Source organism: Agrobacterium sp. M50-1, assembly GCF_049843495.1.
Lineage (GTDB): Bacteria > Pseudomonadota > Alphaproteobacteria > Rhizobiales > Rhizobiaceae > Agrobacterium > Agrobacterium radiobacter.
On sequence record NZ_JBBHZH010000009.1, the window covers coordinates 133,544 to 155,900 of the forward strand.

Below are 22,357 nucleotides of genomic sequence, written 5' to 3' on the forward strand. Positions count from 1 at the left end.
ATGTTTCAGGCGATTAAGGATAGGCGTTACGCCCTTTTTGGAGACTGATCGAGGTGAACAGCAAAATCCGGACGATCCTCGTCTTTCCGATCAGGGCAATCATAATCTTCGCCCTTGTTCTCGACGGCATTTTCCGTCCGCTCTACCGGCCGGTCATCAGGGCCATATCGAACCTGACATTTATCCAGCGGCTGGAAAGCTGCATCGAGCGGCTGCCGCGCCTTGCCATTCTCCTCTGTCTTGCCGTTCCCTTTGCGATTGCCGAACCGATGAAGATCGTCGGCCTCGTCCTCATTGCCCATGGCGCCTTCAAGTCGGGTCTGGTTCTGACGATCCTTGCCCACCTTTCCACCTTCCTGATTGTCGAGCGCATCTATCATGCGGGCCGGGAAAAGCTCCTCACCTATGGCTGGCTCGCCTGGATCATGCGCTATGTGCGTTTCGCACGTTCGTTTTACGACCGCTTCAAACTTGCGGCGCTGAACTGGATCCGGCTCCGGGTCCTTGCGCAATAGAGATAGAGCGCAACCGTCAGCCTTTGCGGCGCAGCCTCATCAGCAGATATTCCGCAAGGGCAGTCGATTGCAGCGAAACGAGAATAATGACGATGCCGAACACCACGCGGGTTTCAGGCACTTCATCGAACAGAAAATATCCGACAGCAATCACAAACAGGATCGACAGATAGCTGACAGGCGCAAGCACACTGGCATCCGCGATACGATAGGCCCGCAGGAAACAATATTGCCCTATCTGCGCCAGCAATCCGATGCCGAGCAGCGGAACCCAGTCGAATGACGCAACCGGTTTCCATGTCCAGATCGCCGGAACGGCGGTAATGACGGCAAGGCCCACCGTGTAGAACACCATCATGACCGTGGTGTTCTCCTGCCGCAGCGCGCGGGTCTGGATCACCGCAAACGCCCCGAACACCACCGACACCAGAACAACAATCACGCCCGCGCCAAACTGCGTACCGCCCGGCCCGATGACGACCAGAACGCCGACAAATGCAAGACAGGCACCCGTCCAGCGAAAACGGCTCACGCTTTCGCCAAGAAAGGCAACGGCCATCGCCATCGTCACCAATGGCCGGGAGAAACCGACGGCATTGACGGTCGCAAGCGGCAAAAGGGTGATGGCGATGAAATTGCTGGTGAGTGCGATGGCGTTGCAGCAGATGCGGAAAATGTTGCGCCAGGGATATTTGACGCGCAGCATTTCTCCCCTGTGCCGCCAGATGAGCGGCAGGATGAACATCAAACCGATCATCGCCCTGATAAAGACCAGCTGGAAGGCGGGATAGGTGACGCCCTGCGCCTTGACGAGCGCAGTCATTCCGCCCGCAACAAGGGTCATGTCCAGCAACAACCAGCCAATGCCCGCGCGCGTATCCGTCTCGCGCGGGTTTTGCTGTTCTTCGCTCTGGGTGTCGCCATTCACGCCGGCTGCACAAGATTGGCCATGAGGCGGAAGGCCCCGGGCACAAGCTTGTCCATCTGGTGGTGCAGCACGAGGCTGGTATGGGTATGCCGGCCCTTGCCGATGACACCCGAAACCAGCGCACCCTTGAGCGGCTGTTCATCGACATCATGCATGGCGAGCAAGGGCTCGTAGACATCATCCCAGCGCGCGGCGAAATAGAGCCCGCGTTCCTTGTCCCAGCCCGCCCAGTCGGCAGCATCGATCCTGTTGGGGCCGGCAAGCAGCGGATGTTCGGGCGCCAGCACCGTCACCTCAGCCTGCGGGTCGGTTACACGCCAGCGCAAGGAAGGTTTGCCGATCTCAAGCCGCCTCACAGGCGTCGTCTCCGGGTTCCATCCGTCGGTCGGCCGGTGATAGAGCGTGACGAGATGACCGCCATCCTCGACGAAACGGTGAAGCCTTTCCGTTGCGGCGGCCAGATCCTTGCGGATGCCGAAGGCAAAGATGCCGATAACGATCGTCGTGAAGGACGAAAGGTCACCGCCCAGCGCCTGGGCATCGAGTTCGGTGACATCGAGGCCCATGCGCGACAGCCAAAGACCCACCCTGTCGGCACCGCCACCGACATAACCGACGCGTGCGCCCTCGGGCAGCTTGAGGTCCAGTGACAGGATTTTCAAAACGGACGGCGCCAGAAACCTTGCCCTGCCGATATGCGGATAGGCGATGGGCGTGATCTGGAAAGCGGGTTGCGAACCGACAAGCGCTTCGATCTGGGCAAGGCCTGCCTTCGCATCGCCGGTACGTTCCGCAATCCAGTCGCCGCCGTTTCTGCGCAGGTTCCAGCCGCCCGTATTCCTGAACGACAGCGCCGCATCGGCGCCCTTTACATGGGCCTGAAAGACATGGACGTCCTGCCCCTTTCCAAGCGGAACCAGAAGGGCATCCGGCGCGATCGTCAGCGACTGCGCGGGCGTTACGAAAAGCGGTTCTTCCAGATCGAAGGCGGCCGAGACCTTTCTGCCTTCAACCGTTGCGGAAAGCAGCACAGAGGCATGGCCATTGCCGCCCGAGGCTTTCCAGTCGGGCTGATAAAGCCCGGAAACAGCAGCATCCTTATCGGCGACAAGCGAAAAGACCAGCGTCTCACCACGCGACTGAACGGATGACGACACACCTGATGGCAGGACCGGCGTGACCTCGACATCAAGTTCAGCCGCCCTGTCTGAAAGCTCCACCGAAAGAACCGACGTTCCGCCCGGAACGATCTCTGCCGGCTCGGCATAGGCCCGTTCGAAAACATCGAGCGCCGTCAGGATAGCGGCGTCGACCTGCGCCCGCTTGCGCACGATCCGATGGCCGTGCAGCTCCTTGAAATCCGCAGCTGCGGCCTCGTCAACCGTCTGCAAAAGCGCCGCCGCCGCAAGAAGCGACGCCGTGATCTGCCGCCTGTCGGGAAAGGCCGAGATTGCTTCGCTTATTGCCCGCTCGGCCTTGACCAGCGCCTTTGACAATTCCGCATCCAGCCCCGCAAAGGCCGCAAGATCAGACAGGCAAGACGGCAGGCTGTCGAAGATCGAGTGCTCCTCACCCGCCGCTTCACTGGAGAGTTCCAGATGCAGCGGCCAGACCTCCTGCGCCCGCTTCGGCCAATGCCCCATTCCCTGCGACGCATGATAATAACGCGACCATTCGCCGATGCGGTCATATTGCGCACCGGTGGCCGCCTCCTTGCCCGGAGCATTGACTATCAGCGTGGTCTCCGGCGGCGGCACTTCGTCATCATAGGTGTCGCCACCGCCAGACCATGCGGGGAGGTAATATTTGGCCACCTTCCACGGTTTCAGCCCCTCGGCGAAATGCTCGGGATAGGCCGCAGGATCCGGCGCCAGCGCGATCGCGCTTTTCGCCGCCCGCGTCATGGCGCGGTGGTGCCCATGTTGTCCCGGCACATCGAGAAATGTCGGAATGACGATATCCGGCCGCTCCTTGCGGTAGGCGCGCACCAGCCGCTCGACAATGCGCTGCTGCCCCCAGCGGCCGAAGGTCTGGTCGCCATCCTTGGAAAAACCGAAGTCATGAATGACGTCCGCCGGACCATGGCCGAGCCAGCTGATATCAGCATCGATGACGCGGGCAGCCTCCTCCAGCTCCCGCGACCGGATGACGCCAAGCGCGCCCAGCCGTTCCGGCCCCAGCGCATTCTGCCCGCCCTCGCCGCGTGTGGAGCAGGCGATGATGATCCGCATGCCCAGCTCCATGCGGAAATAGGCAAGAAGTCCATTCTGCTCGTCGTCGGGATGCGCGCCGGTATGCATGACGGTGACGGTGGATTTAAGCGCGCTCAGCTTGCGATGCAGGCGAATGAGCCACGGATCGGCCATCTGCCGTTCGATGCGCTCCCGAGGGTTAAGCATGGGCGGTCTCCTCCAATATTCAGCCGGGCGCCTGCGCTGCAGCTCCCGGGGATGTCTCGAGTTTTGGTGTGACGATGTCGAACAGCGGCAAGGCGGCGGCACCGAGCGCCGCAGTCAATTGCCCGGACTTGCCGTGGATGACCCGTGGCAATTCCCGTTGCCGCCGGCTCGCGACCGAGGTCGGCAAAGGCCCCATCCGCGCAATGATCTCGCTGATGATGATCTCAGGCAGCGCGCCGCCGAGAATGACCGTCTGGGGATCGAGAATATTCTCGAGCATCGCAACCATGGGCGCGAGATGGACGGCTGCCTCCTCTATCCATTCCATCACCACCGGATTGCCCGCCCTGAAAAGGGCTTCCAGATCATCAAGTTCCGTATCCGCGACACCGGCGCAGACAAGCTTTTCCTTCAGCACATAGACTGAGGCATAGGCCTCCAGGCACCCTCTTTGCCCGCAGGAGGGGCAAGGCCTTCCCTTCGGTGAAACGGTCACATGGCCGATTTCGCCGGCATTTCCGAACGCACCGCGATAAGGCGCGCCATCCTGAATGATGCCGAGGCCGATACCGACGCCGAAATAGATCATGCAGAAATTCGGGATGGCCAGCCCCGCACCGAACAGCCGTTCCCCGACCGCTGCCGCAGTCGCATCGTTTTCGACCACGACCGGCTGACCGCAGGCTTCACCCAGCATCTGCCGGGCATCGATGCCTCCCCAGCCGGAAAGCGTCGTCGGCCCCACGGAGGTCATGCCATCAATCTCGAAGGGACCGGGCATGACAACCCCGGTGCCAAGCAGCCTGCAGCCCAGATTTTTCGCGACAGCGGCATGCTCGGCGGCAAAGGTCTTGAATATGGCATCCGGTGTCGTGTCCTTGAGAGGGGTAACACGATGGGTGCGCAACACGCCGGCAAGATCGAGGCCTACGGTGACCATATGGTCGGCGGCGATTTCCACTCCGATCGTCGCGCCGCCATCCGGATTGACGGCGAACTGGATCGGCGGCTGGCCCCTGCCCGTGCGACGACGGCCGAGTTCCTTCAGCAATTCCTCGCCCATCAGTTCATCAACGATATTGGCGACCGCCTGCGGCGTCAGATGTGTGATCTTGGCAATCTGGGCGCGGCCGAGCGATCCGTGCCGCCGGACGATGTCTAAAACGACTCGCCTGTTATGTTCGCGGCTCCGCTCAGGATTTTTTCCGATTGCTACGGGATAAGCGTCCACCGTGTGCACCGTCATCTCTTCAACTTCCCGTCTCTTATAAAATTCATAGCGTCGAATTGACGATAAGCGCAATATAATAATTCAAGTAAATTATCTTATTGACAAACGCGCGCCTTCAGAGAACCGTAGAGGGCGACCGGGGGTCAGGCTTGTTTGGGGCGGAAGAGGAAACTCCGCAGCCGGCAAATCGATGAGCGCGCGCGAAAGCGCGGATAAAGGGAACGATCGCTCCGCATCCGGAAGACCGGACGGAGGAAATGGAGGCTTACATGCGCAGGGCAACTCTGTTCGCCGGCTTGGTTGCCGGTTTCAGCACATTTGCATTCAACGCCGCGCAGGCGGTTGAAATCGAATATTGGCAATATGTCTTCGACACACGCGTGAAAGCCATGGACGAGCTGATCGCGGAGTTTCAGAAGGCCAATCCTGACATCACCGTCAAGCAGGTGACCTTTCCTTACGCCGACTACCAGACCCGCGTGATTGCCGCCAACATGTCCGGCAAGGGGCCTGACGTGATGCAGCTGTTTTATGGCTGGCTGGACAAGTTCGCAGCCGGCGGCATTTTGCAGCCGCTGCCGGCAGACGCTTTCCCGCATGACAAGATCGAAAGCGAATTCTTCCCCATCATCAGCGCCATGAAGCGCGGCGACGACTATTATGGCCTGCCGACAGCGGTTCGTTCGCTCGCCCTGTTCTACAACAAGAAGCTCTTCACCGAGGCCGGCCTCGATCCAGCCAATCCGCCGAAGACGCTCGATGAGTTCGTCGCAGCCGCGGAAAAGATCGCCAAGCACGACGCCGCCGGAAACCTCACCGTTGCCGGGTCCACACTCGACATGGGCGGCCAGGACCACCAGTGGTGGCGTGAAGTCCTCATTCGCCAATATGGCGGTGAGCCCTATACCGATAATGACCAGAAGGTCACCTATAACAGCGAGCCGGGCGTTCAGGCCCTGAAATTCTATACCAGCCTGCAGCTTGAAAAGAAGATAGGCCAAGTGGGTTTCATGGATGAGGGCCAGGCGGCCTTCCGCGCCGGCAAGGCCGGCATGACCATCGACGGCACCTTCCGGCTGGGCTCGTTCCGCACCATCAAGGATTTCGAGTGGGGCGTGACCGAACTTCCCACCAATGACAAGAATATCCGCTCCAACTATGCCAGCTACTTCGCCAATGGCATCAGCGCCAAGACCACGGGTGAAGAGCTTGAGGCCTCAAAGAAGTTCCTCGCCTATATCTCCTCCCCGGAAGCCATGGCGATCTGGCTGAAGACGGTGGGCGAGTTGCCGGCACGGCGCTCGGCGGCGCTGACCGAAGAAAACCTGAAGGACCCGATCTACGCGCCGTTCCTGAAGGGTCTGGAATATGCCCATACGACGCTGTTCATGGATGAGGCGGCCCAGCGGCAGAACGCCATCGACATGACCAACCGTGTCCTGCTCGAGGGCCAGTCGGTCGAGGATTCCATCAAGCAGGCCGCCGAGGCCGAGCAGGAAATCATCGACGCGGCGAAACCCTGAAAACCGCAGGTCCAACCATGACAGCGATAGATCAACAGGGGGCGGCATCCGGCCGCCCCGGCGGCTCCTTCGGGGATCGCCTTTCCATGCGCACGAAACGGCTTTTGTGGATCTGGAGCTTTCTGGCTATCCCGATCCTCTTCTACAGCGTCATCCGTTTTTACCCGACGCTACAGGCCTTCTATCTGTCCTTCACCAACTGGGACCTTCTGCGGCCAGCGAAATTCATCGGCATCGCCAATTATGTGAAGCTGTTCAAGGACCCGCAATTCTGGAAGGTGTTCAAGAATACCTTCACCTATCTCATCGTCGGCACGCCGATCAGTCTGGTGCTGGCTTTCGTCATCGCCTTTTATCTCGACCGGGTCCGCATCCTGCACGGTTTCATCCGCGCGCTTTATTTCCTGCCCTATCTGACGACCGCAGCGGCCATGGCCTGGGTCTGGCGCTGGTTCTACCAGCCGCCGCCGATCGGCATCATCAACGATGTGCTTGGCATGATCGGCATTCCGCAGCAGCCCTTCATCCGCTCCACCGATCAGGCGCTTTATTCGGTCATGGTGACAGCCATCTGGGCGGGGCTCGGTTTCCAGATCATCATCTTCATGGCGGGCCTGCGCGCCATTCCGACGACATTCTACGAAGCCGCCCGCATCGACGGGCTCGGCGAATGGGCGATCCTTCGAAAGATCACGCTGCCGCTCCTGAAACCAACCACCGTTTTCCTCGTGGTCTTTTCCTCCATCGGCTTCCTGCGCATCTTCGACCAGGTCTACAACATGACCACCAATGATCCGGGCGGACCGCTCGGCTCAACCAAGCCGCTGGTGCTGATGATCTACCAGACCGCGTTCAATTCCTATGCGATGGGTTATGCCGCAGCACAGACGGTCGTCCTGTTCACCATTCTTCTTGTCGTATCGCTGGTCCAGCTCTGGGTCCTGAGGGAAAAGAAATGAGCGAAGCGCCGCCACTCTCCCACGCCCGCATCCGCCCCGGCCGCATCGTCACCTGGACGCTGCTGTTCATCGGCGGCCTGATCATGGTCTCACCGCTGCTCTTCATGTTCTCGACCTCGTTCAAGACGGCGGATCAGGTCTATGATCTCAGACTCATCCCGGCCGCGCCGACGCTTGCGAACTATATCACGGTCATGGCCGACGGCCGTTTCCTGCGCTGGTTCTTCAACTCGATGCTGGTCGCGGTCATCGTCACCGTTTCCAACTGCTTCTTTGACAGTCTGGTCGGCTACACGCTGGCGAAATTCGAGTTCCGCGGCCGTTATTTCATCTTCCTCGCCATCCTGTCGACGCTGATGATACCGACCGAAATGCTTGTTATTCCTTGGTATCTGATGTCCAGCCAGCTGGGCTGGCTCGACAGCTACTGGGGGATCATGTTCCCGGGAATGATGACGGCGTTCGGCACCTTCCTCATGAAGCAGTTTTTCGAGACGGTTCCGAACGACTTCATCGAGGCCGCACGCGTCGATGGTCTGAACGAATTCCAGATCTGGTGGAAAGTGGCCCTGCCGCTGGTAACGCCTGCTCTTTCGGCGCTGGCGATCTTCACCTTCCTCGGCAACTGGACCGCCTTCTTCTGGCCGCTGATCGTCACGACAAGCAAGGAGCTTTACACCCTGCCAGTCGGTCTTTCGAGCTTTGCCGTGGAACAGCAGATCCAGTGGGAAATGATCATGACGGGCGCAGCAATTGCGACCATCCCCACCCTCATCGTCTTCATCGTCCTGCAACGCTACATCGTTCGCGGTGTGATGCTGGCGGGCCTGAAAGGATAACATCATGGCCGATATCAACCCGCGCCTGTCCGACACCAGCAGGTTTCCCGACCCTGTCTACAAGGAAACCGTGCTGCGCCCGCTTTTCGATGGCGCCAAGAACCACCATGTCGACGGCTTCCGCCGCATCGACCGCGCGCATCTCGTCATGCTGCGCGAAACCGGAATTCTGGATGCCGAAACGGCGGCGAAAATCGCCGGCGCGCTCGAAGACATCGACAGGACCATCGAGCCGTCGGAGCTGGTCTATACCGGCGAGGTCGAGGATTTCTTCTTCCTGATCGAAAAGGAACTGAAGGCCCGTATCGGCGTCGATGTCGCCGGTCGCCTGCACACGGCCCGCTCGCGCAACGATATCGATCACACCCTGTTCAAGATCGGCCTCAAGGAAAAGATCGACACGCTCACCGCCAAGGCGCGTGTTCTGCTGAAAGCGCTGATCGATGCCGCCGAGCGCAATCAATCCACCCTGATTGTGGCCTATACGCATGGGCAGCCGGCCCAACCAACCACTTTCGGCCATTATCTCTCCGCCGCCATCGAAGTCCTCATTCGGGATATCGACCGCTTCGCGGAAGCTCGCCGAATCGTCGATCTCTCACCAATGGGTGCCGCCGCCATCACCACCTCCGGCTTTCCCATTGATCGCGCCCGCGTCGCCGAGCTTCTCGGTTTTGCCGCGCCGCTGCGCAATTCCTATTCCTGCATCGCCGCCGTCGACTATACGACGGCGACCTATGGCGCGATCGAGTTGATGTTCCTGCATCTCGGCAGGCTCATTCAGGACTTCCAGTTCTGGACGAGCTTCGAAGTCGGCCAGATCTACGTGCCGAATTCGCTGGTGCAGATTTCCTCGATCATGCCGCAGAAACGCAACCCGGTGCCGATCGAACATCTGCGCCACCTCGCCAGCCAGACGTTCGGGCGGGCGCGGACCATGCTCGACGTGATGCACAACACGCCCTTCACCGATATGAACGACAGCGAAGGTGAAACGCAGGGCATGGGTTACGAGGCCTTCGCTTCGGCCGGCCGGGTTCTCGATCTCCTCGCCAGCCTTGTCGGCCAGATCAGCATCGACCCTGAAAGGGTTGACCAGAATATTCGCCGTTCCTGCATCACCATCACGGAACTGGCGGATTCACTCGTCCGCATCGAGGACCTGTCATTCCGCCAGGCCCATGAGATCGCCGCGACTGTCGCCAAGAGCGTTGTGGCGCTGAAGGGCGATCTGCCGAATGACGGCTACCAGCCGTTCCTCAACGCGTTCGAGGAACTGGCGGGGCGCAAACCCGGCATCAGCGAAGAAAAGTTCAGGCAGATCGTCTCGCCGGAGCACTTTGTCGCGGTACGCGGCCGCTTCGGCGGCCCTGCCCCCGAACCGATGCGGGAGGCGATTGCCGCCTATCGCGGCAAGCTTGCTGCATCAGAGGCGGAAGCAAAACGATCCGCCGATCACGAGGCGGCAAAGGCCGCCGAACTGGCAGAGAAATTCACCGCCCTGACGGGAGCGCGATAATGGCGACAATCGAACTCACTCAACTCGTGAAGCGCTACGGCAAGGTGGAGGCGGTCAAGGGCATCGACCTTGCCATCGAAGATGGCGAATTCGTCGTTTTCGTCGGCCCCTCCGGCTGCGGAAAATCGACGACGCTGCGTATGATCGCAGGGCTCGAAGAAATCTCCGACGGCACGCTGAAGATCGGCGGGAACGTCGTCAACGAGAAAGAACCGAAACAGCGCAACATCGCGATGGTCTTCCAGAACTATGCGATCTACCCGCATATGACGGTTCGCCAGAATATTGGCTTCGGGCTTTATACCGCAAAGCTCGACAAGGCGGAAAAGAACCGGCGTATCGAAGAGGCCGGGCGGGTGCTGGGGCTTGAGGCGTTGCTCGACCGTCGGCCAGCGGCTTTGTCTGGCGGCCAGCGGCAGCGCGTCGCCATCGGCCGCGCCATGGTGCGCGATCCCGCAGCCTTTCTTTTTGACGAGCCGCTCTCCAATCTCGACGCCCAGCTGAGATCGCAGATGCGTATTGAAATCAAGCGCTTGCACCAACGTCTTAAGACGACAACCGTCTATGTTACCCACGATCAGGTGGAAGCCATGACCATGGCGGACCGGATCGTCGTCATGAAGGACGGCCATATCCTGCAGGTTGGCACGCCGACTGAACTCTACGAAACACCCGTCGATGTGTTTACCGCCCGCTTCATCGGCAGCCCCTCGATGAATCTCCTGCGAGGGACCAAAACAACCAACAGCGTTACGCCCTCCGCCACGGGCGAGCTTTTACTCGGTGTGCGGCCGCATGATCTGCTGGTTGGAGAAACCGACGCCACACAGGGAACGTTTACGCTTGAAGGAACGGTAACCGCGGTTGAGCCTCTTGGCCCGGAAACACTGGTTCATCTGGACACCGACACCACCTCGGTGATCGCAACCTCTAGAGGCAAATCCATTCCGGCAGTCGGCAGCCGGCTGCAATGCCGGGCGGAAACAGGCGCGCTTTATCTTTTCGATGCGAAGACGGAAAAGCTTCTGGGCCGCGCATGATGACAACAGAAAAATCAGCCGTCATCAGCATTGGCCGCATCTATTGCGACCTCATTTTCACCGGGCTTGACGAATTGCCGGTGCTCGGCCGGGAACTGTTTGCACGCGACATGGAAATCGCCGCCGGCGGTGGGGCTTTCATCGCCGCCGCGCATCTCGCCCATATCGGCCGCCCCGCTGCGCTGCTGGCAAGGCTCGGCACCGACACCTTCTCGCGCGATATCGGTGAGAAAATGCAGGAGAGCGGTGTCGACCTGCAATTTCTGGAGCATTCGGCGGATGCGGGGCCGCAGGTCACGGTGGCGACGGTGGTTGGCCACGACCGTGCATTTTTGACGCGCCGCGCCGGCGCCGCCCGGCCTTCGACACTGGATGCCGCCCTTGCGTGGGACAAGGCACGGCATCTGCACATCGCCGAATTCGCTACTTTGCACGAAATCCCCGATCTCGTCGCGCGCGCCAAGGCGAGCGGATTGTCCGTCTCGCTCGACCCGAGCTGGGACGCCTCGCTGATCTACGACAAGGGTCTGCTCAGGGCCTGTGCCGGTGTCGACGTTTTTTTGCCCAATCTTGAAGAGGCCGAAGCAATCACCGGGCATTCGGAACCGGAAACGGCTATCCGGAGATTGGCGGAGGCTTTCCCGATGGTCGCCCTCAAAGGCGGCGCGGAGGGTGCATGGGTATCATCTGCAGCCGGGATTCAGCGTAAAGCCGCCCAAAAGGTCCCGGTGGTCGATACGACCGGCGCAGGCGACGCCTTTAATGCCGGTTTTCTTGATACATGGCTTCAGGGTCAGAACGAACAGCAATGCCTCGAAGCCGGCATCGCAGCGGGCAGTCTTGCCGTGCAGGCGGCAGGCGGTGCACCGAAGGTGACCGCCGCCGCGTGAGACGCCCTGCCCACATCACTCCCCGCGCGGAAAACGCTGGTTCTCTTCCAGCACGTTAAGGTCCATGTGGTTGCGCATGTAGCGTTCGGAGGCCTTTTGCAGCGGCTGGTAATCCCACGGGTAATAAGCGCCGTTGCGCAACGCCTTGTAGACCACCCAGCGCCGCGCCTGGCTTTCCCGCACGGCAGCATCGAAAACAGGCAATTGCCAGCGCCGGTTGATTTCGCTGGCAAGCGATGAAAGCACGGCACTGAAAGCGGGATCGCCGGCAAGGTTGGTGCGCTCTTCCGGATCGGCTTCGAGATCGTAAAGCAGCGGCGGATCAGCCTCGCAGACCGACAGCTTGTAGCGACCCTCACGGATGGCGACGAGCGGCGCGATCGAGCCTTCGGCGGCATATTCCATCGGCACCGGGCCGCGCTCGCCGGTGCCGTGAGCCAGTGCCGCCAGATCCTCGCCATCCGTCCAGCGTTTGAGCGAGGTGATGTCGAGGCCAGCCAGACCGCAGAGCGTCGGCGTGACATCAAGCGTCGAGGCGGGCGTGTCGATCAGGGCCGGCTGCCAGCCGGGTACGGCGATCATCAGCGGCACGCGGGCGGAACCCTCAAAGAAACACATCTTGAACCACAGTCCACGCTCGCCCAGCATGTCGCCATGGTCGGACAGGAAGAGAATGATCGTGTCCTCCTCCATCCGCGTCGCCTTCAGGACGTCGAGAATCTCGCCGACCTTCTCGTCGATATAGGAGATATTGGCGAAATAACCGCGCCGTGCACGGCGTATCTGCTCTGGCGAAATATCGAAAGCCTCATGATCGCAGGCTTCCAGCAACCGTTTCGAATGCGGATCCTGCTCCTCGAAGGCAATCGCCGATGTCTGCGGATCAAGCGCCGGGCAATCCTCGTAGAGATCCCAGAATTTGCGCCGCGCCACATAGGGGTCGTGCGGATGGGTGAAGCTGACGGTCAGGCACCAGGGGCGGTCATCGAGCCGGCGCGACAGATCGTACAGCTTGCGGGTGGCGTGATAGGCCACCTCGTCATCATATTCCATCTGATTGGTGATTTCAGCGACACCCGCACCGGTGACCGAGCCGAGATTGTGATACCACCAGTCGATCCGTTCGCCGGGCTTGGTATAATCAGGCGTCCAACCGAAATCCGCCGGATAGATATCCGTCGTCAGACGCTCTTCGAAGCCATGTAATTGGTCCGGTCCGACGAAATGCATCTTGCCTGAAAGGCCGGTGTAATAACCCGCCGCCCGCAGATGGTGCGCATAGGTCGGAATGTCGGAAGCGAATTCGGCAGCGTTGTCATAGACCCGCGTCCGGCTGGGCAACTGCCCGGACATGAAAGAAGCGCGGGCCGGCGCGCAGAGCGGGCTTGCCGTGTAAGTGTTGGCGAAGCGGACAGACCGCTCCGCCAGTGCTTTCAGATGTGGTGCGTGGATAAAATCAGCCGGACCATCGGGAAAAAACGTCCCGTTGAACTGGTCGGCCATCAGGATCAGGATATTGGGACGCGGCATTTCGACTTTCCGGCTTAGAGACCAAGCTTGCCTTTGACGGCGTCCGCACCCGGCTTGCCATCCAGCGTGGTGACGCCTTGCAGCCAGCCATCCAGCACCTTCGGATTGGCCTTCAGCCAGGCCGTCGCCGCCGCTTTGGAATCCTCACCGCCGAGAATGGAGCCCATCAGGCTGTTTTCCATGCCGATATCAAACTTCAGGTTCTTGAACAGCGTCGCCGCATTCGGGCATTGCTGCGGCCAGCCGGTGCGGGCCAGCGTATAGACTTCCGCGCCGCCGAAATTCGGGCCGAAATAGGCGTCACCTCCGGAGAGATAGGCGATATCGATCTTCTCATTCATCGGATGCGGCGCCCAGGCGAGGAACACCACGGCCTTCTTGTCCCTGCCCGCCCGTTCCACCTGCGCCAGCATGGCCTGTTCGCCGGATTCAACGAGCTGCCAGCCTTTCAGGCCGAAATCATTAGCGTCGATGATCTTCTGGATATTCTGGTTGGCCGGCGCGCCCGGCTCGATGCCGTAAATCTTGCTTTCGAACTCATCGGCATGTTTGGCGAGATCGGCAAAATCCTTCACGCCCTTTTCCGCCATATAGGAAGGCACCGCCAGCGTGAACTTGGCGCCCTCCAGGTTCTTCGTCATCACCTCGGCCGCTTTCGCCGCATTCAGATCGTCGACGAAGGATTTCTGGGCCGGCATCCAGTTGCCGAGAAAGACATCGATTTCGCCATTTTTCATGGCCTGATAGCCGATCGGCACCGACAGCGTCTTGACGTCGGCTTCATAACCCAGCGCATCGAGCACGACGGAAGCGACACCGTTAGTAGCAGTAATGTCGGTCCAGCCGGGATCGCTGAGGCGAATGGTCTTGCAGGCGGCGTCATCGGCCGCCTGCAGCGGGGTGGAGAATGCCGCCACGGACAGAATGAGACCGGCGGCGATGCGGTGCAGATGAGAAACGGTTTTCATTGCGGCTCCCCTTTTATTAGTCCAGTTTATTGAACACCACATTGTTTTTGCCTGTGAAGCGGGTATTTTTCGATGACTGATATAAGGAAATTTAATGTCTGACCGGCCGCTTGACCTCGGATGGATGCGCATTTTCACCGATGTCGCGCGCCGCGGCAGCCTCACGGCTGCGGCGGCATCGCTGCGACTGACCCAGCCGGCCGTCAGCTATCAGATGCGCAAACTGGAGGATGAGCTGGGCGTGGTTCTTATCCGGCGCAAGCATCGCGGCATCGAACTCACCGCCGAAGGACAAAAGCTGTTCGACATCGTCTCGCGTAATGTCGACGCCATCGATCTTGTCGCGCAGCAGCTTCGCCGGACGGAGGACCGGCAGACTATCCGCCTGCACACGGACTATGCCTTTTCGTCCCTGTGGCTCATCCCGCGCATGCATGGCTTTCGAGCGCTCAACCCCGACATAAACATCCAGATCGTGGCAACGCAGGACCCTCTTGGTCAGGGCAAACATGATAGCGACGTGATGATCATTTTCGGCACGCGGCAGGAAGCCGGCGAGGGGGCGGTATTGCTGCTCTCGGAGAAGGTCACGCCGGTCTGCTCACCTGCCCTGCTGACCGAAACACCGGCACCCGCGACCGTCGCGGATTTTTCACGGCGAAAGCTCATCCACCTCGAAAACACCTCACAGGCGCACTGGTTCGACTGGGCTGCCTACTTCAAGCATTTCGGCGTGCATCGCGGTGCCGAGCATGATGGCGGCGATATCAGCTTCAACAATTACACCATGGTGGTGCAGGCAACCATCGGCGAACAGGGTTTCGCGCTCGGCTGGGCCGGGCTCATCGATCCGCTGCTCGAGGCGGGCGTGCTGGTGACCGCAGGCCCAAGCCTCGACGCACCGGGCCGCGGATACTGGCTGATGCGGCCGAAAAACAGCGATAGCGCGGTGAGAAAACTCACCGGCTGGCTGATTGACGAGCGGCGGTGACGCCGCCCGCCACCCTGTACGTTTCCTGTTCAGATCGGATAATGCAGCGGCCCGTCCTGCAGCGTGACCCAGCGTAGCTCAGTGAATTCCGCAATGCCCGCCGTACCGCCGAAGCGGCCGTAACCGGAAGCCTTGACCCCGCCGAAGGGCATCTGCGCTTCATCGTGAACGGTCGGGCCGTTGATGTGGCAGATGCCGCTTTCAATGCGGGCGGCAATGGCAAGCGCCCGTGCCTGATCCCTGCCGAAAATTGCGGCGGAAAGACCGAACTCGGTTTCGTTGGCGATGCTCACCGCCTCATCGATGCTGCCGGCGCGGATGATGGAGACGACGGGACCGAAGCTTTCCTCCGCATAAAGTCGCATGGCGGGCGTGACGCCATCGACGGCGATCGCATCCACCATCGTGCCATTACCGCCGCCGCCCGCGGCCAGCCGCGCGCCCTTGGAGACGGCATCATCCACCAGCGCCCGAATGCGCGATGTCGCTTCGGCGCTGACCAGCGAGCCGAGCGGTGTTTTGCCCTCACGCGGATCGCCGGCCGTGAGGCTCGACGCTTTTTTGGCGAAGGCCTCCACAAATGCATCGGCAACGCTGTCGAGTACGATGATGCGCTCCGTCGACATGCAGATCTGGCCCTGGTTCATATAAGCGCCAAAAGCGGCAGCCGCGACAGCCGCATCGATATCGGCGTCATCAAGCACGATGAACGGCGCCTTGCCGCCAAGCTCCAGCAAAGCGGGTTTCAGATAACGGCCGGCGGTTTCGGCAATCACCCGGCCAACGCGGGTCGAGCCGGTGAAATTCACGCGTCTGACGGCGGGGTGTGCGATCAGCGTATCGACGATCTTTGCCGCATCTTCCGGTGCATTGGAGACGGCGTTGAGCACGCCCTTCGGCAGACCCGCCGAAGCGACGGCTTCAATGATCAGCGCATGGGTGCGCGGGCACAGTTCCGAGGTCTTCATGACAACCGTATTGCCGCAGGCGAGCGGCGTGGCGATGGAGCGCACGCCGAGAATGACCGGCGCATTCCACGGCGCGATGGACAGCACGACACCGGCGGGCTGGCGCAGTGCCATCGCCATGGTTCCGGGACGGTTGGAAGGAATGACCTCGCCCTTGATCTGGGTCGTCAGGCTTGCCGCCTCCACCAGCATATCGCTTGCCAGTTTGACGTTGAACCCGGCCCAGGCATCGGTTGCGCCGATTTCTTCCTTCATCGCCTGGGTAATGTCAGGCCCGGCGGCGAGAAGCGCCTGTGCGGCAGCCAGAAGCAGGCGGCGGCGTTCACCGGGAGACGTTGCCGACCAGACCGGGAAAGCGGCCGCCGCGGCATCGGCTGCCCGGGTGGCGTCCTCCACCGTTGCCGCCGCAGCACTCGTCGCCACGTCGCCGGTGATGGGGTTGCTGCGTTCGAAACGCTTGCCGCTTGTGGCCGGGCAATGGTCGCCGCCGATGAAAAGATTGACTGTCTGCATGGTCTTCCTCCTGAATTCAGACAATGGCGGCGGTGGTGCCGCCAAGAAACGCCCGTTGCACGGCGGGATCGGCGGACAGGGCCTCAGCCGTGCCTGCCCCGACAATCCGCCCTGCTTCCAGCAAATATCCGCGATCGGCAAGTGCGAGGCTTTCGCGCACATTCTGCTCCACGAGCAGAATTGAAAGGCCGCTCTTCTTGATCTCCGCCAAAGCGGCAAAAAGCTCCTGCGTGACGATGGGCGCAAGGCCAAGGCTCGGCTCGTCCAGCAATAGATAATCCGGCGCTGACATTAGCGCACGCCCGATGGCGACCATCTGCTGTTCGCCGCCGGACATGGTGCCGGCAAGCTGCTGCCGCCGCTCGGCAAGGCGCGGAAACAGCGAGAAAATATGCTCTCGTGTCGCTTTTTCCGCTGAACGGGCATGGCGGGGATTGGCCCCGAGACGGAGATTGTCCTCCACCGTCAGCGCCGCGAAAATTCCGCGTCCCTCCGGCACCAGCGCCACGCCCCGCTCCACAATCTGATGGGCGGGGACAGCGGCAAGCGACGCGCCATTGACGCGCACTTCGCCGGAGACCGGAGCCACCATGCCGCCGACCGCCTTCAGCAAAGACGACTTGCCCGCACCATTGGCGCCAAGCAGCACCACCGTTTCGCCCTTGGCAACATTGAGCGATGTGCCGTCAACCGCGAGATGTTTGCCGTAGCGGATTGTCAGTGCGTCTATTTCAAGCATGCGCCGCTCCCAGATAGGCGGAAATGACCTGCGGATCGTCAAGCACCGTTGCCGTCGGCCCATCGGCGATCTTGCGACCGGCCGCCATGACCACGGAGCGCGGGCAGAGTGCGCGCACAGCAGCCATGATATGTTCCACCAGCAGGATCGTCGTACCCTCGGATGCCAACCGCCGGATCAGCGCTATCCCTTCCTGCAGTTCGGTGGGATTGAGACCTGCAAGCCATTCATCCAGCAACAGAAGATTCGGTTCGCCCGCCAGCGCACGCGCCAGTTCAAGGCGTTTCTGATCGATATAGGTGAGGTCGCCGGCCGGCATGGTTTCCCGCCCGGCAAGGCCTATTCTTTCGAGGCAGGCGCGCGCGACCTTCTCCGCCTCGATACGGGACAGGCGTTGTGGCCCGAACAGGGCCGATACGGCAACGTTTTCAAGCAGGGAAAGCGACGGCAAAAGCCGCACGAGCTGGAAGGTGCGCGCCACGCCGGCGCGCGCAATCACATCCGGCCGCCGGCCTGCAATCTCCTGCCGTTTGAGCCGGATAGACCCTTCAGTGGGCTTCAGCGCCCCGGAGACGAGGTTCATCAGCGTCGTCTTGCCGGAACCGTTTGGCCCTAGCAGCCCGACGACCTCGCCGGCCTCGATGGTGAGGCCAAGGCCATCCACCGCCTTCAGCCCGCCAAAGGTCTTGCGGATATCAGTGATTTCGAGAACGGCGCTCATGCGGCTTTCTCCTTTTTGCGCAGCTTCTCCAGCGCCGCCAGCACCCCATCCGGCAGAACAAAAACGATGAGGATGAAGAGAGCGCCGAGAATGATGGAAAAATGATTGGGGAAGTTCGCGCCCAGCCACTCGAACAGCAGGAACAGCGGCACCGCACCGAGAATGGGTCCCCAGCGGCGTGTGGCTCCGCCGAGCAACGCCATGATGACGGTGAGGAACGATACCTGCGGATTAAAGACGATGGCCGGCTCGATATAGACCCAGCGCGGGGCCTGAATGGCGCCGACCAGCGTGATGATCGTGGCGGACAGCACGAAGAGCGTCAGCTTGGTGCGGGCCAAGTTGATACCCGCATGGGCGGCCACGACCTCGTCGTCACCGATTGCCTTCAGCGCCAGTCCGAGCTTGCTGCGGTCGATGAGGATCGCCAGCAAAAGTGTGACGACAGCCAGCGCCAGCAATTGCCAGAGTACGTGTTGCGGCTCCAGCGGCAAGAAGATGTAACGCCCGAGCGTGCCGGTCACATTCACCTCATACCAGGTGATGAGCTGGCGGATGAGCTCGGCAAGACCAAAGGAAAAGATCACGAAATAAATGCCGGCGACGCGCAGTGTGGAAAGCCCGACGACAAGCGCCAGCGCCGCGCCGACAAGGGCCGCACACAGGAGCACCAGCGGCCATGGCAGAACCTCGCTCAGCACCGCGACCGTATAGGCCCCGACACCGAAAAAGGCGACGGTGGCGAGCGAAATATAGCGCGTCGGGCCGGAGAACATCGCCCAGGCGGAGGCAAGCGTCGCATAACCGAGAAGGCCGATAATGACGCCGACGCCATAGGCATCGAAAAAGAAGGGGGAAAGCGCCAGCAGTGCAGCTGCGGCAAGGCCGATGAGAAGCGGGATCATTTGCTCCTCCTTGCGAAGATGCCTTCCGGACGCCAGAGCAGCACCACGAGAAAGAGCAGATAGGTGGCGGCAAGCGTGAGGCCGGGATCGACATAAACGAGCACGAAGGTTTCCACGAGACCGAGCAGCAGGCCGGCCACCAGCGCGCCAAGCAGATTGCCGACACCGCCCATGATAACGACGACAAGCGCCTTCATGGTGAAGACCACGCCATAGGAGGCGGAAAAGGTCTGGTACATCGAAATCATCACCCCGCCGGCCACGGCGAGTGCTCCGCCAAGCGCAAAGCCGATCGAGGCCACACGGTTCACATCAATGCCGACCAGCGGCGCGGATTTGGGCGCAAGCGCCACCGCTCGCAGGTTGAGGCCCCAGCGGCTGTGGGTGAGCGCCAGATAAAGCCCGCCGCCAATCGCAACCGACAGGCCAAAGGACAGGAGCCGGTTCAGCGCCACGGTCGTGCCAAAGATATCGACGCCTTCGGCAAGATAGGAATAGGAATGGTAGTTGCCGCCGAACGCCACGAGCATGATGCCCTGGATAACGAAGAGCAGCCCGAAGGTCGCCAGAATGGAATCGACTTCCAGGCGGCCGGAGCCGCCCGAACGGCGCACCAGCGGCCGCATCATGACCCGGTAGATCACGAAAGACAGGGCGTAACCGAGCGGCACGATGATGAACAGCGACCAGAGCGGCGACAGGCCATAGCTGGAAAACAACACGAAGGTGATGAAGGCAGCCGCAATCAGCACCTCGCCATAAGCAAGGTTCATGATGCGGGCAATGCCATATTGCAGCGAAAGTCCAAGCGCGATCAGCGCATAGGTCCCTCCCAGCATCAAGCCGAAGATGAGGGTGGATAAGAACAAGGGAATGTCTCCAGTATGGAAGATGGCCGAAGCCTTCCGGCCGGGGTTCGCGGCCCCGGTCGGCAAAGGCTCACCATTGCGGCTTCGGAACGACCGGCTTGGCCGCACCCGGGCGGTCTGCGGGCGCAATCGCCACAAAACGCTCACCCTGCCATTGCCCGGCCCACCAGAGCTGGCGAAGCTGGTTGTCTTCAAGCTTGACCGGGCCGATGACGGTGTCGAAGCTTCCCGTCGAAAGTTCATTTGCCACCGCCACCTTGTCGAGGCCGACGCGCTGGATGGACTGGGCCAGCATTTCGAGGCTTGCATAGGTGATGGCGCTTGCCCAGCTGTCCGGCTTGGTGCCGATGAAGGCTTCGTGGCGTTTGAAATAATCCTCGATCTTGTCGCTGCTGCCATCGACGCCGCCGATGCTGATCACGCCCTCCTGCTTGCCATCGGAGACCTTCGGGAAGATCGGGAAAGCACCGCCGACGCCGACATAAAGGACCTTCGGGTTGAACTTCGCCGTCTGCGCCTGTTTCGTCACCGCAAAACTATCGGGCGGATAGGAAAAGGCGATGAAGCTGTCCGCACCGCTCGCCGCCGCCTCGTTCACAAGTGCTGCGAAATCGGAGGTGCCTACCGGATAGGTCTTGTCATAGGCAAGTGTGAAACCCGCTTCCTTCAGCGCCGGCCGCGCGGCCTTGATGAGATCGATGCCGAAACCGTCAGCCACGGAAATCACCGCGACCTTGTCGTTGATCTGGCCGGCATCGCGCGCAGCTTTCAAGACATCGGCGAGCGCATTGGCATAGTCATGACCACCGCCCAGCATCCAGAAGCTCTTTTTCCAGCGCGCCGCGAAATCGGGCGCCTTGTCGGTAACGCCGGTCACGGCCAGCTGTGGATAACCAAAACGGTCGTAAAGCGGTGCGACGGCCAGATTGAAGCCCGTGCCCCAGGGCGGCAGGATGAAATCGACCTTGTCCTGGCTCGCCAGACGCTCGGTGAACCGCACCGCATCCTCGGCCGAGGAGCGGTCGTCATACTCGACCACTTCCACCGGCAGGCGCTTGCCATCCGGCAGGGTCAGGCCACCGGCATCGTTGACCTCTTTCACCCATAATTTGTAGTTCGGAATGGTGGTGATGCCAGCACCCGTGGCATTGGCGCCGCTTTTTGAAACGGCATAACCGATCTTCACCGAGGTACGATCCTGCGCAATGGCGTGACCGAAAGATACCGCCGACAAGGCAGCACCGGAGAGCAGGCAGAACAGCGTTCTGCGCTTCAGATTATTCATGATGTTCCTCCCAAAGCGCCTTATCGGGGTTGCCGTTCTCCTCAAGGCTTTCCCCTGCGCTGATCAAAGTTTAGCAATGACAGCCGCATATAAAATGCACTAATGTAGTGCATTATTGTACTTTTGGAGGCCGGAATGCCGCTGCATAGCCAGATTGCCGGCAATCGCGTGGAGATCACGGCGCGCACCCTCGCCTCGACGCTGCGCATCTCCGAGTTCCGGCTGGAATCGGACAGCGCCCATCTGCTTCTCCTGTCCGCCGGGGAAGCGGAAATTCTCCAAGGTGAAAAGACGCTGCCCGTTGTGGCACCGGGGCTCGTCTGGTTGCCCATGGGCCCCACTGGCCGCCTGCGGCTGACTGCCGGAAGCCGTGGATCTCTGCTGAGGACGAGCGAAATCGGGCTTGCCCATGCGATGCCCACCGGCACGAGTGCGAGCGCCGTGCGCAATATATTGCAGCGTGTTCTGACGCAGGTGCCGGCGGAAAGGGACCGGCAGGAACTTGCGGGTTATCTCGAGACCATCGCCAGCGAAAATGTCCGCGCGACAACCGGTTCGGACACGATCATCGCCAGCCTGCTCTCCGTCACCCTCATTCGCATCTGCCAGCACGCCATCGCCGATATTGCTGCGGCCGTCTCCACGCCCGGCAGCCTCACCGAGCGTTTCGTGCTACTGGTCAGCCAGCACAAACGCGATCAATGGGGCGTGGAAGACTATGCAAGGCAACTCGGCGTCAACCGCGAACGCCTTGGATTTGCGGTGCGCAAGGCGACGGGGCTTTCGCCGCAGGCCTATATTCACCGGGAACTGCTGTCCGAAGCGCGGGACCTTCTTCTGAACTCATCGCTGCAAGTGGCTGAAATTGCATTCCGATTGGGATTTCAGGACCCCGGTTATTTCAATCGCTTCTTCAGCCGCAACGAGGGCACGTCTCCCGGCCGGTTCAGGAGAACGGCAACGCGAATGCAGAACGTGCCGCCGCCGTCTTATGCGGCCTGGCCATGACCTGACAGGCGGGGCTG

General features: G+C 60.9%; 20 protein-coding genes. 9 read left to right on the forward strand and 11 right to left on the reverse strand.

The genetic code is table 11. The features are described from left to right. The first annotated feature begins 53 nt into the window (after positions 1-53). A complete protein-coding gene (locus WDZ78_RS20030; protein WP_111829342.1) occupies positions 54-515 on the forward strand; it encodes a hypothetical protein in 462 nt (153 codons plus the stop codon). A 16-nt stretch (positions 516-531) separates the two neighbouring features. Here the strand turns inward: WDZ78_RS20030 and WDZ78_RS20035 are convergent, their stop codons facing one another. Genes WDZ78_RS20035 through WDZ78_RS20045 form a run of 3 tightly spaced genes read right to left on the reverse strand, consistent with a single transcriptional unit; the run spans position 532 to position 5,088 of the window. Next, positions 532-1,443, reverse strand: coding sequence for a DMT family transporter (locus WDZ78_RS20035; RefSeq protein WP_425674005.1), 912 nt, complete (start codon positions 1,441-1,443; stop codon positions 532-534). Then, positions 1,440-3,842, reverse strand: a complete 2,403-nt coding sequence (locus WDZ78_RS20040; RefSeq protein ID WP_425674006.1) for a PIG-L family deacetylase — start codon at positions 3,840-3,842, stop codon at positions 1,440-1,442. Before WDZ78_RS20040 ends, WDZ78_RS20035 begins: the two co-directional genes overlap by 4 nt. A 19-nt stretch (positions 3,843-3,861) precedes the next feature. Then, on the reverse strand, positions 3,862-5,088 hold the full coding sequence (locus tag WDZ78_RS20045) for an ROK family transcriptional regulator (RefSeq protein WP_020009823.1): 1,227 nt from the start codon (positions 5,086-5,088) through the stop codon (positions 3,862-3,864). A 242-nt stretch (positions 5,089-5,330) separates the two neighbouring features. Between WDZ78_RS20045 and WDZ78_RS20050 the strand changes: the two genes are divergently transcribed. From WDZ78_RS20050 to WDZ78_RS20075, 6 genes are read left to right on the forward strand one after another with little or no spacing between them, the layout of a single operon-like run. Then, on the forward strand, positions 5,331-6,596 hold the full coding sequence (locus WDZ78_RS20050; RefSeq protein ID WP_425674007.1) for an extracellular solute-binding protein: 1,266 nt from the start codon (positions 5,331-5,333) through the stop codon (positions 6,594-6,596). Between the two features lie 17 nt (positions 6,597-6,613). After that, a complete protein-coding gene (locus tag WDZ78_RS20055) occupies positions 6,614-7,555 on the forward strand; it encodes a carbohydrate ABC transporter permease (RefSeq protein WP_060725579.1) in 942 nt (313 codons plus the stop codon). After that, the gene (locus tag WDZ78_RS20060; RefSeq protein ID WP_003505628.1) at positions 7,552-8,394 is read left to right on the forward strand and encodes a carbohydrate ABC transporter permease; all 843 of its coding nucleotides are present in this window, start codon (positions 7,552-7,554) and stop codon (positions 8,392-8,394) included. The genes WDZ78_RS20055 and WDZ78_RS20060 overlap by 4 nt, the downstream gene beginning before the upstream one ends. Positions 8,395-8,398: 4 nt before the next feature. Continuing rightward, positions 8,399-9,913 (forward strand): argininosuccinate lyase, encoded by a 1,515-nt coding sequence (gene argH, locus WDZ78_RS20065; RefSeq protein WP_425674008.1) that lies wholly within the window; start codon positions 8,399-8,401, stop codon positions 9,911-9,913. Continuing rightward, a complete protein-coding gene (locus WDZ78_RS20070) occupies positions 9,913-10,953 on the forward strand; it encodes an ABC transporter ATP-binding protein (protein WP_425674009.1) in 1,041 nt (346 codons plus the stop codon). The genes argH and WDZ78_RS20070 overlap by 1 nt, the downstream gene beginning before the upstream one ends. After that, entirely contained in the window at positions 10,950-11,843 is an 894-nt protein-coding gene (locus WDZ78_RS20075) for a carbohydrate kinase family protein (protein ID WP_425674010.1), read from the forward strand. Before WDZ78_RS20070 ends, WDZ78_RS20075 begins: the two co-directional genes overlap by 4 nt. Positions 11,844-11,858: 15 nt before the next feature. Here the strand turns inward: WDZ78_RS20075 and betC are convergent, their stop codons facing one another. Next, positions 11,859-13,373, reverse strand: a complete 1,515-nt coding sequence (gene betC, locus WDZ78_RS20080) for a choline-sulfatase (protein WP_425674011.1) — start codon at positions 13,371-13,373, stop codon at positions 11,859-11,861. Positions 13,374-13,387: 14 nt separating this feature from the next. Beyond that, on the reverse strand, positions 13,388-14,341 hold the full coding sequence (locus WDZ78_RS20085) for a choline ABC transporter substrate-binding protein (RefSeq protein ID WP_425674012.1): 954 nt from the start codon (positions 14,339-14,341) through the stop codon (positions 13,388-13,390). Between the two features lie 94 nt (positions 14,342-14,435). Here WDZ78_RS20085 and WDZ78_RS20090 point away from each other — a divergent pair, with 94 nt between their 5' ends. Beyond that, positions 14,436-15,332, forward strand: coding sequence for a choline sulfate utilization transcriptional regulator (locus WDZ78_RS20090; protein WP_026363530.1), 897 nt, complete (start codon positions 14,436-14,438; stop codon positions 15,330-15,332). A 29-nt stretch (positions 15,333-15,361) separates the two neighbouring features. Here WDZ78_RS20090 and WDZ78_RS20095 read toward each other — a convergent pair whose 3' ends face one another. The 6 genes from WDZ78_RS20095 to WDZ78_RS20120 all read right to left on the reverse strand — a co-directional run bounded on the left by WDZ78_RS20095 (position 15,362) and on the right by WDZ78_RS20120 (position 21,332). After that, positions 15,362-16,813 carry an aldehyde dehydrogenase gene (locus WDZ78_RS20095; RefSeq protein ID WP_020009814.1) on the reverse strand — a complete coding sequence of 484 codons (1,452 nt, stop codon included), beginning with the start codon at positions 16,811-16,813 and terminating at the stop codon, positions 15,362-15,364. 16 nt (positions 16,814-16,829) lie between these two features. Beyond that, complete coding sequence (locus tag WDZ78_RS20100; protein ID WP_020009813.1) at positions 16,830-17,552, reverse strand: ABC transporter ATP-binding protein; 723 nt, start codon at positions 17,550-17,552, stop codon at positions 16,830-16,832. After that, entirely contained in the window at positions 17,545-18,273 is a 729-nt protein-coding gene (locus WDZ78_RS20105; RefSeq protein WP_425674013.1) for an ABC transporter ATP-binding protein, read from the reverse strand. The genes WDZ78_RS20100 and WDZ78_RS20105 overlap by 8 nt, the downstream gene beginning before the upstream one ends. Then, positions 18,270-19,178, reverse strand: a complete 909-nt coding sequence (locus WDZ78_RS20110; RefSeq protein WP_020009811.1) for a branched-chain amino acid ABC transporter permease — start codon at positions 19,176-19,178, stop codon at positions 18,270-18,272. Before WDZ78_RS20110 ends, WDZ78_RS20105 begins: the two co-directional genes overlap by 4 nt. Continuing rightward, positions 19,175-20,047 carry a branched-chain amino acid ABC transporter permease gene (locus WDZ78_RS20115; RefSeq protein WP_026363529.1) on the reverse strand — a complete coding sequence of 291 codons (873 nt, stop codon included), beginning with the start codon at positions 20,045-20,047 and terminating at the stop codon, positions 19,175-19,177. The genes WDZ78_RS20110 and WDZ78_RS20115 overlap by 4 nt, the downstream gene beginning before the upstream one ends. A gap of 70 nt (positions 20,048-20,117) precedes the next feature. Continuing rightward, on the reverse strand, positions 20,118-21,332 hold the full coding sequence (locus WDZ78_RS20120) for an amino acid ABC transporter substrate-binding protein (RefSeq protein ID WP_020009809.1): 1,215 nt from the start codon (positions 21,330-21,332) through the stop codon (positions 20,118-20,120). A gap of 135 nt (positions 21,333-21,467) precedes the next feature. On the opposite strand from WDZ78_RS20120, the gene WDZ78_RS20125 reads away from it, so the two are divergent. Further along, a complete protein-coding gene (locus WDZ78_RS20125; RefSeq protein ID WP_425674014.1) occupies positions 21,468-22,340 on the forward strand; it encodes a helix-turn-helix transcriptional regulator in 873 nt (290 codons plus the stop codon). The last annotated feature ends 17 nt before the right edge of the window (positions 22,341-22,357 follow it).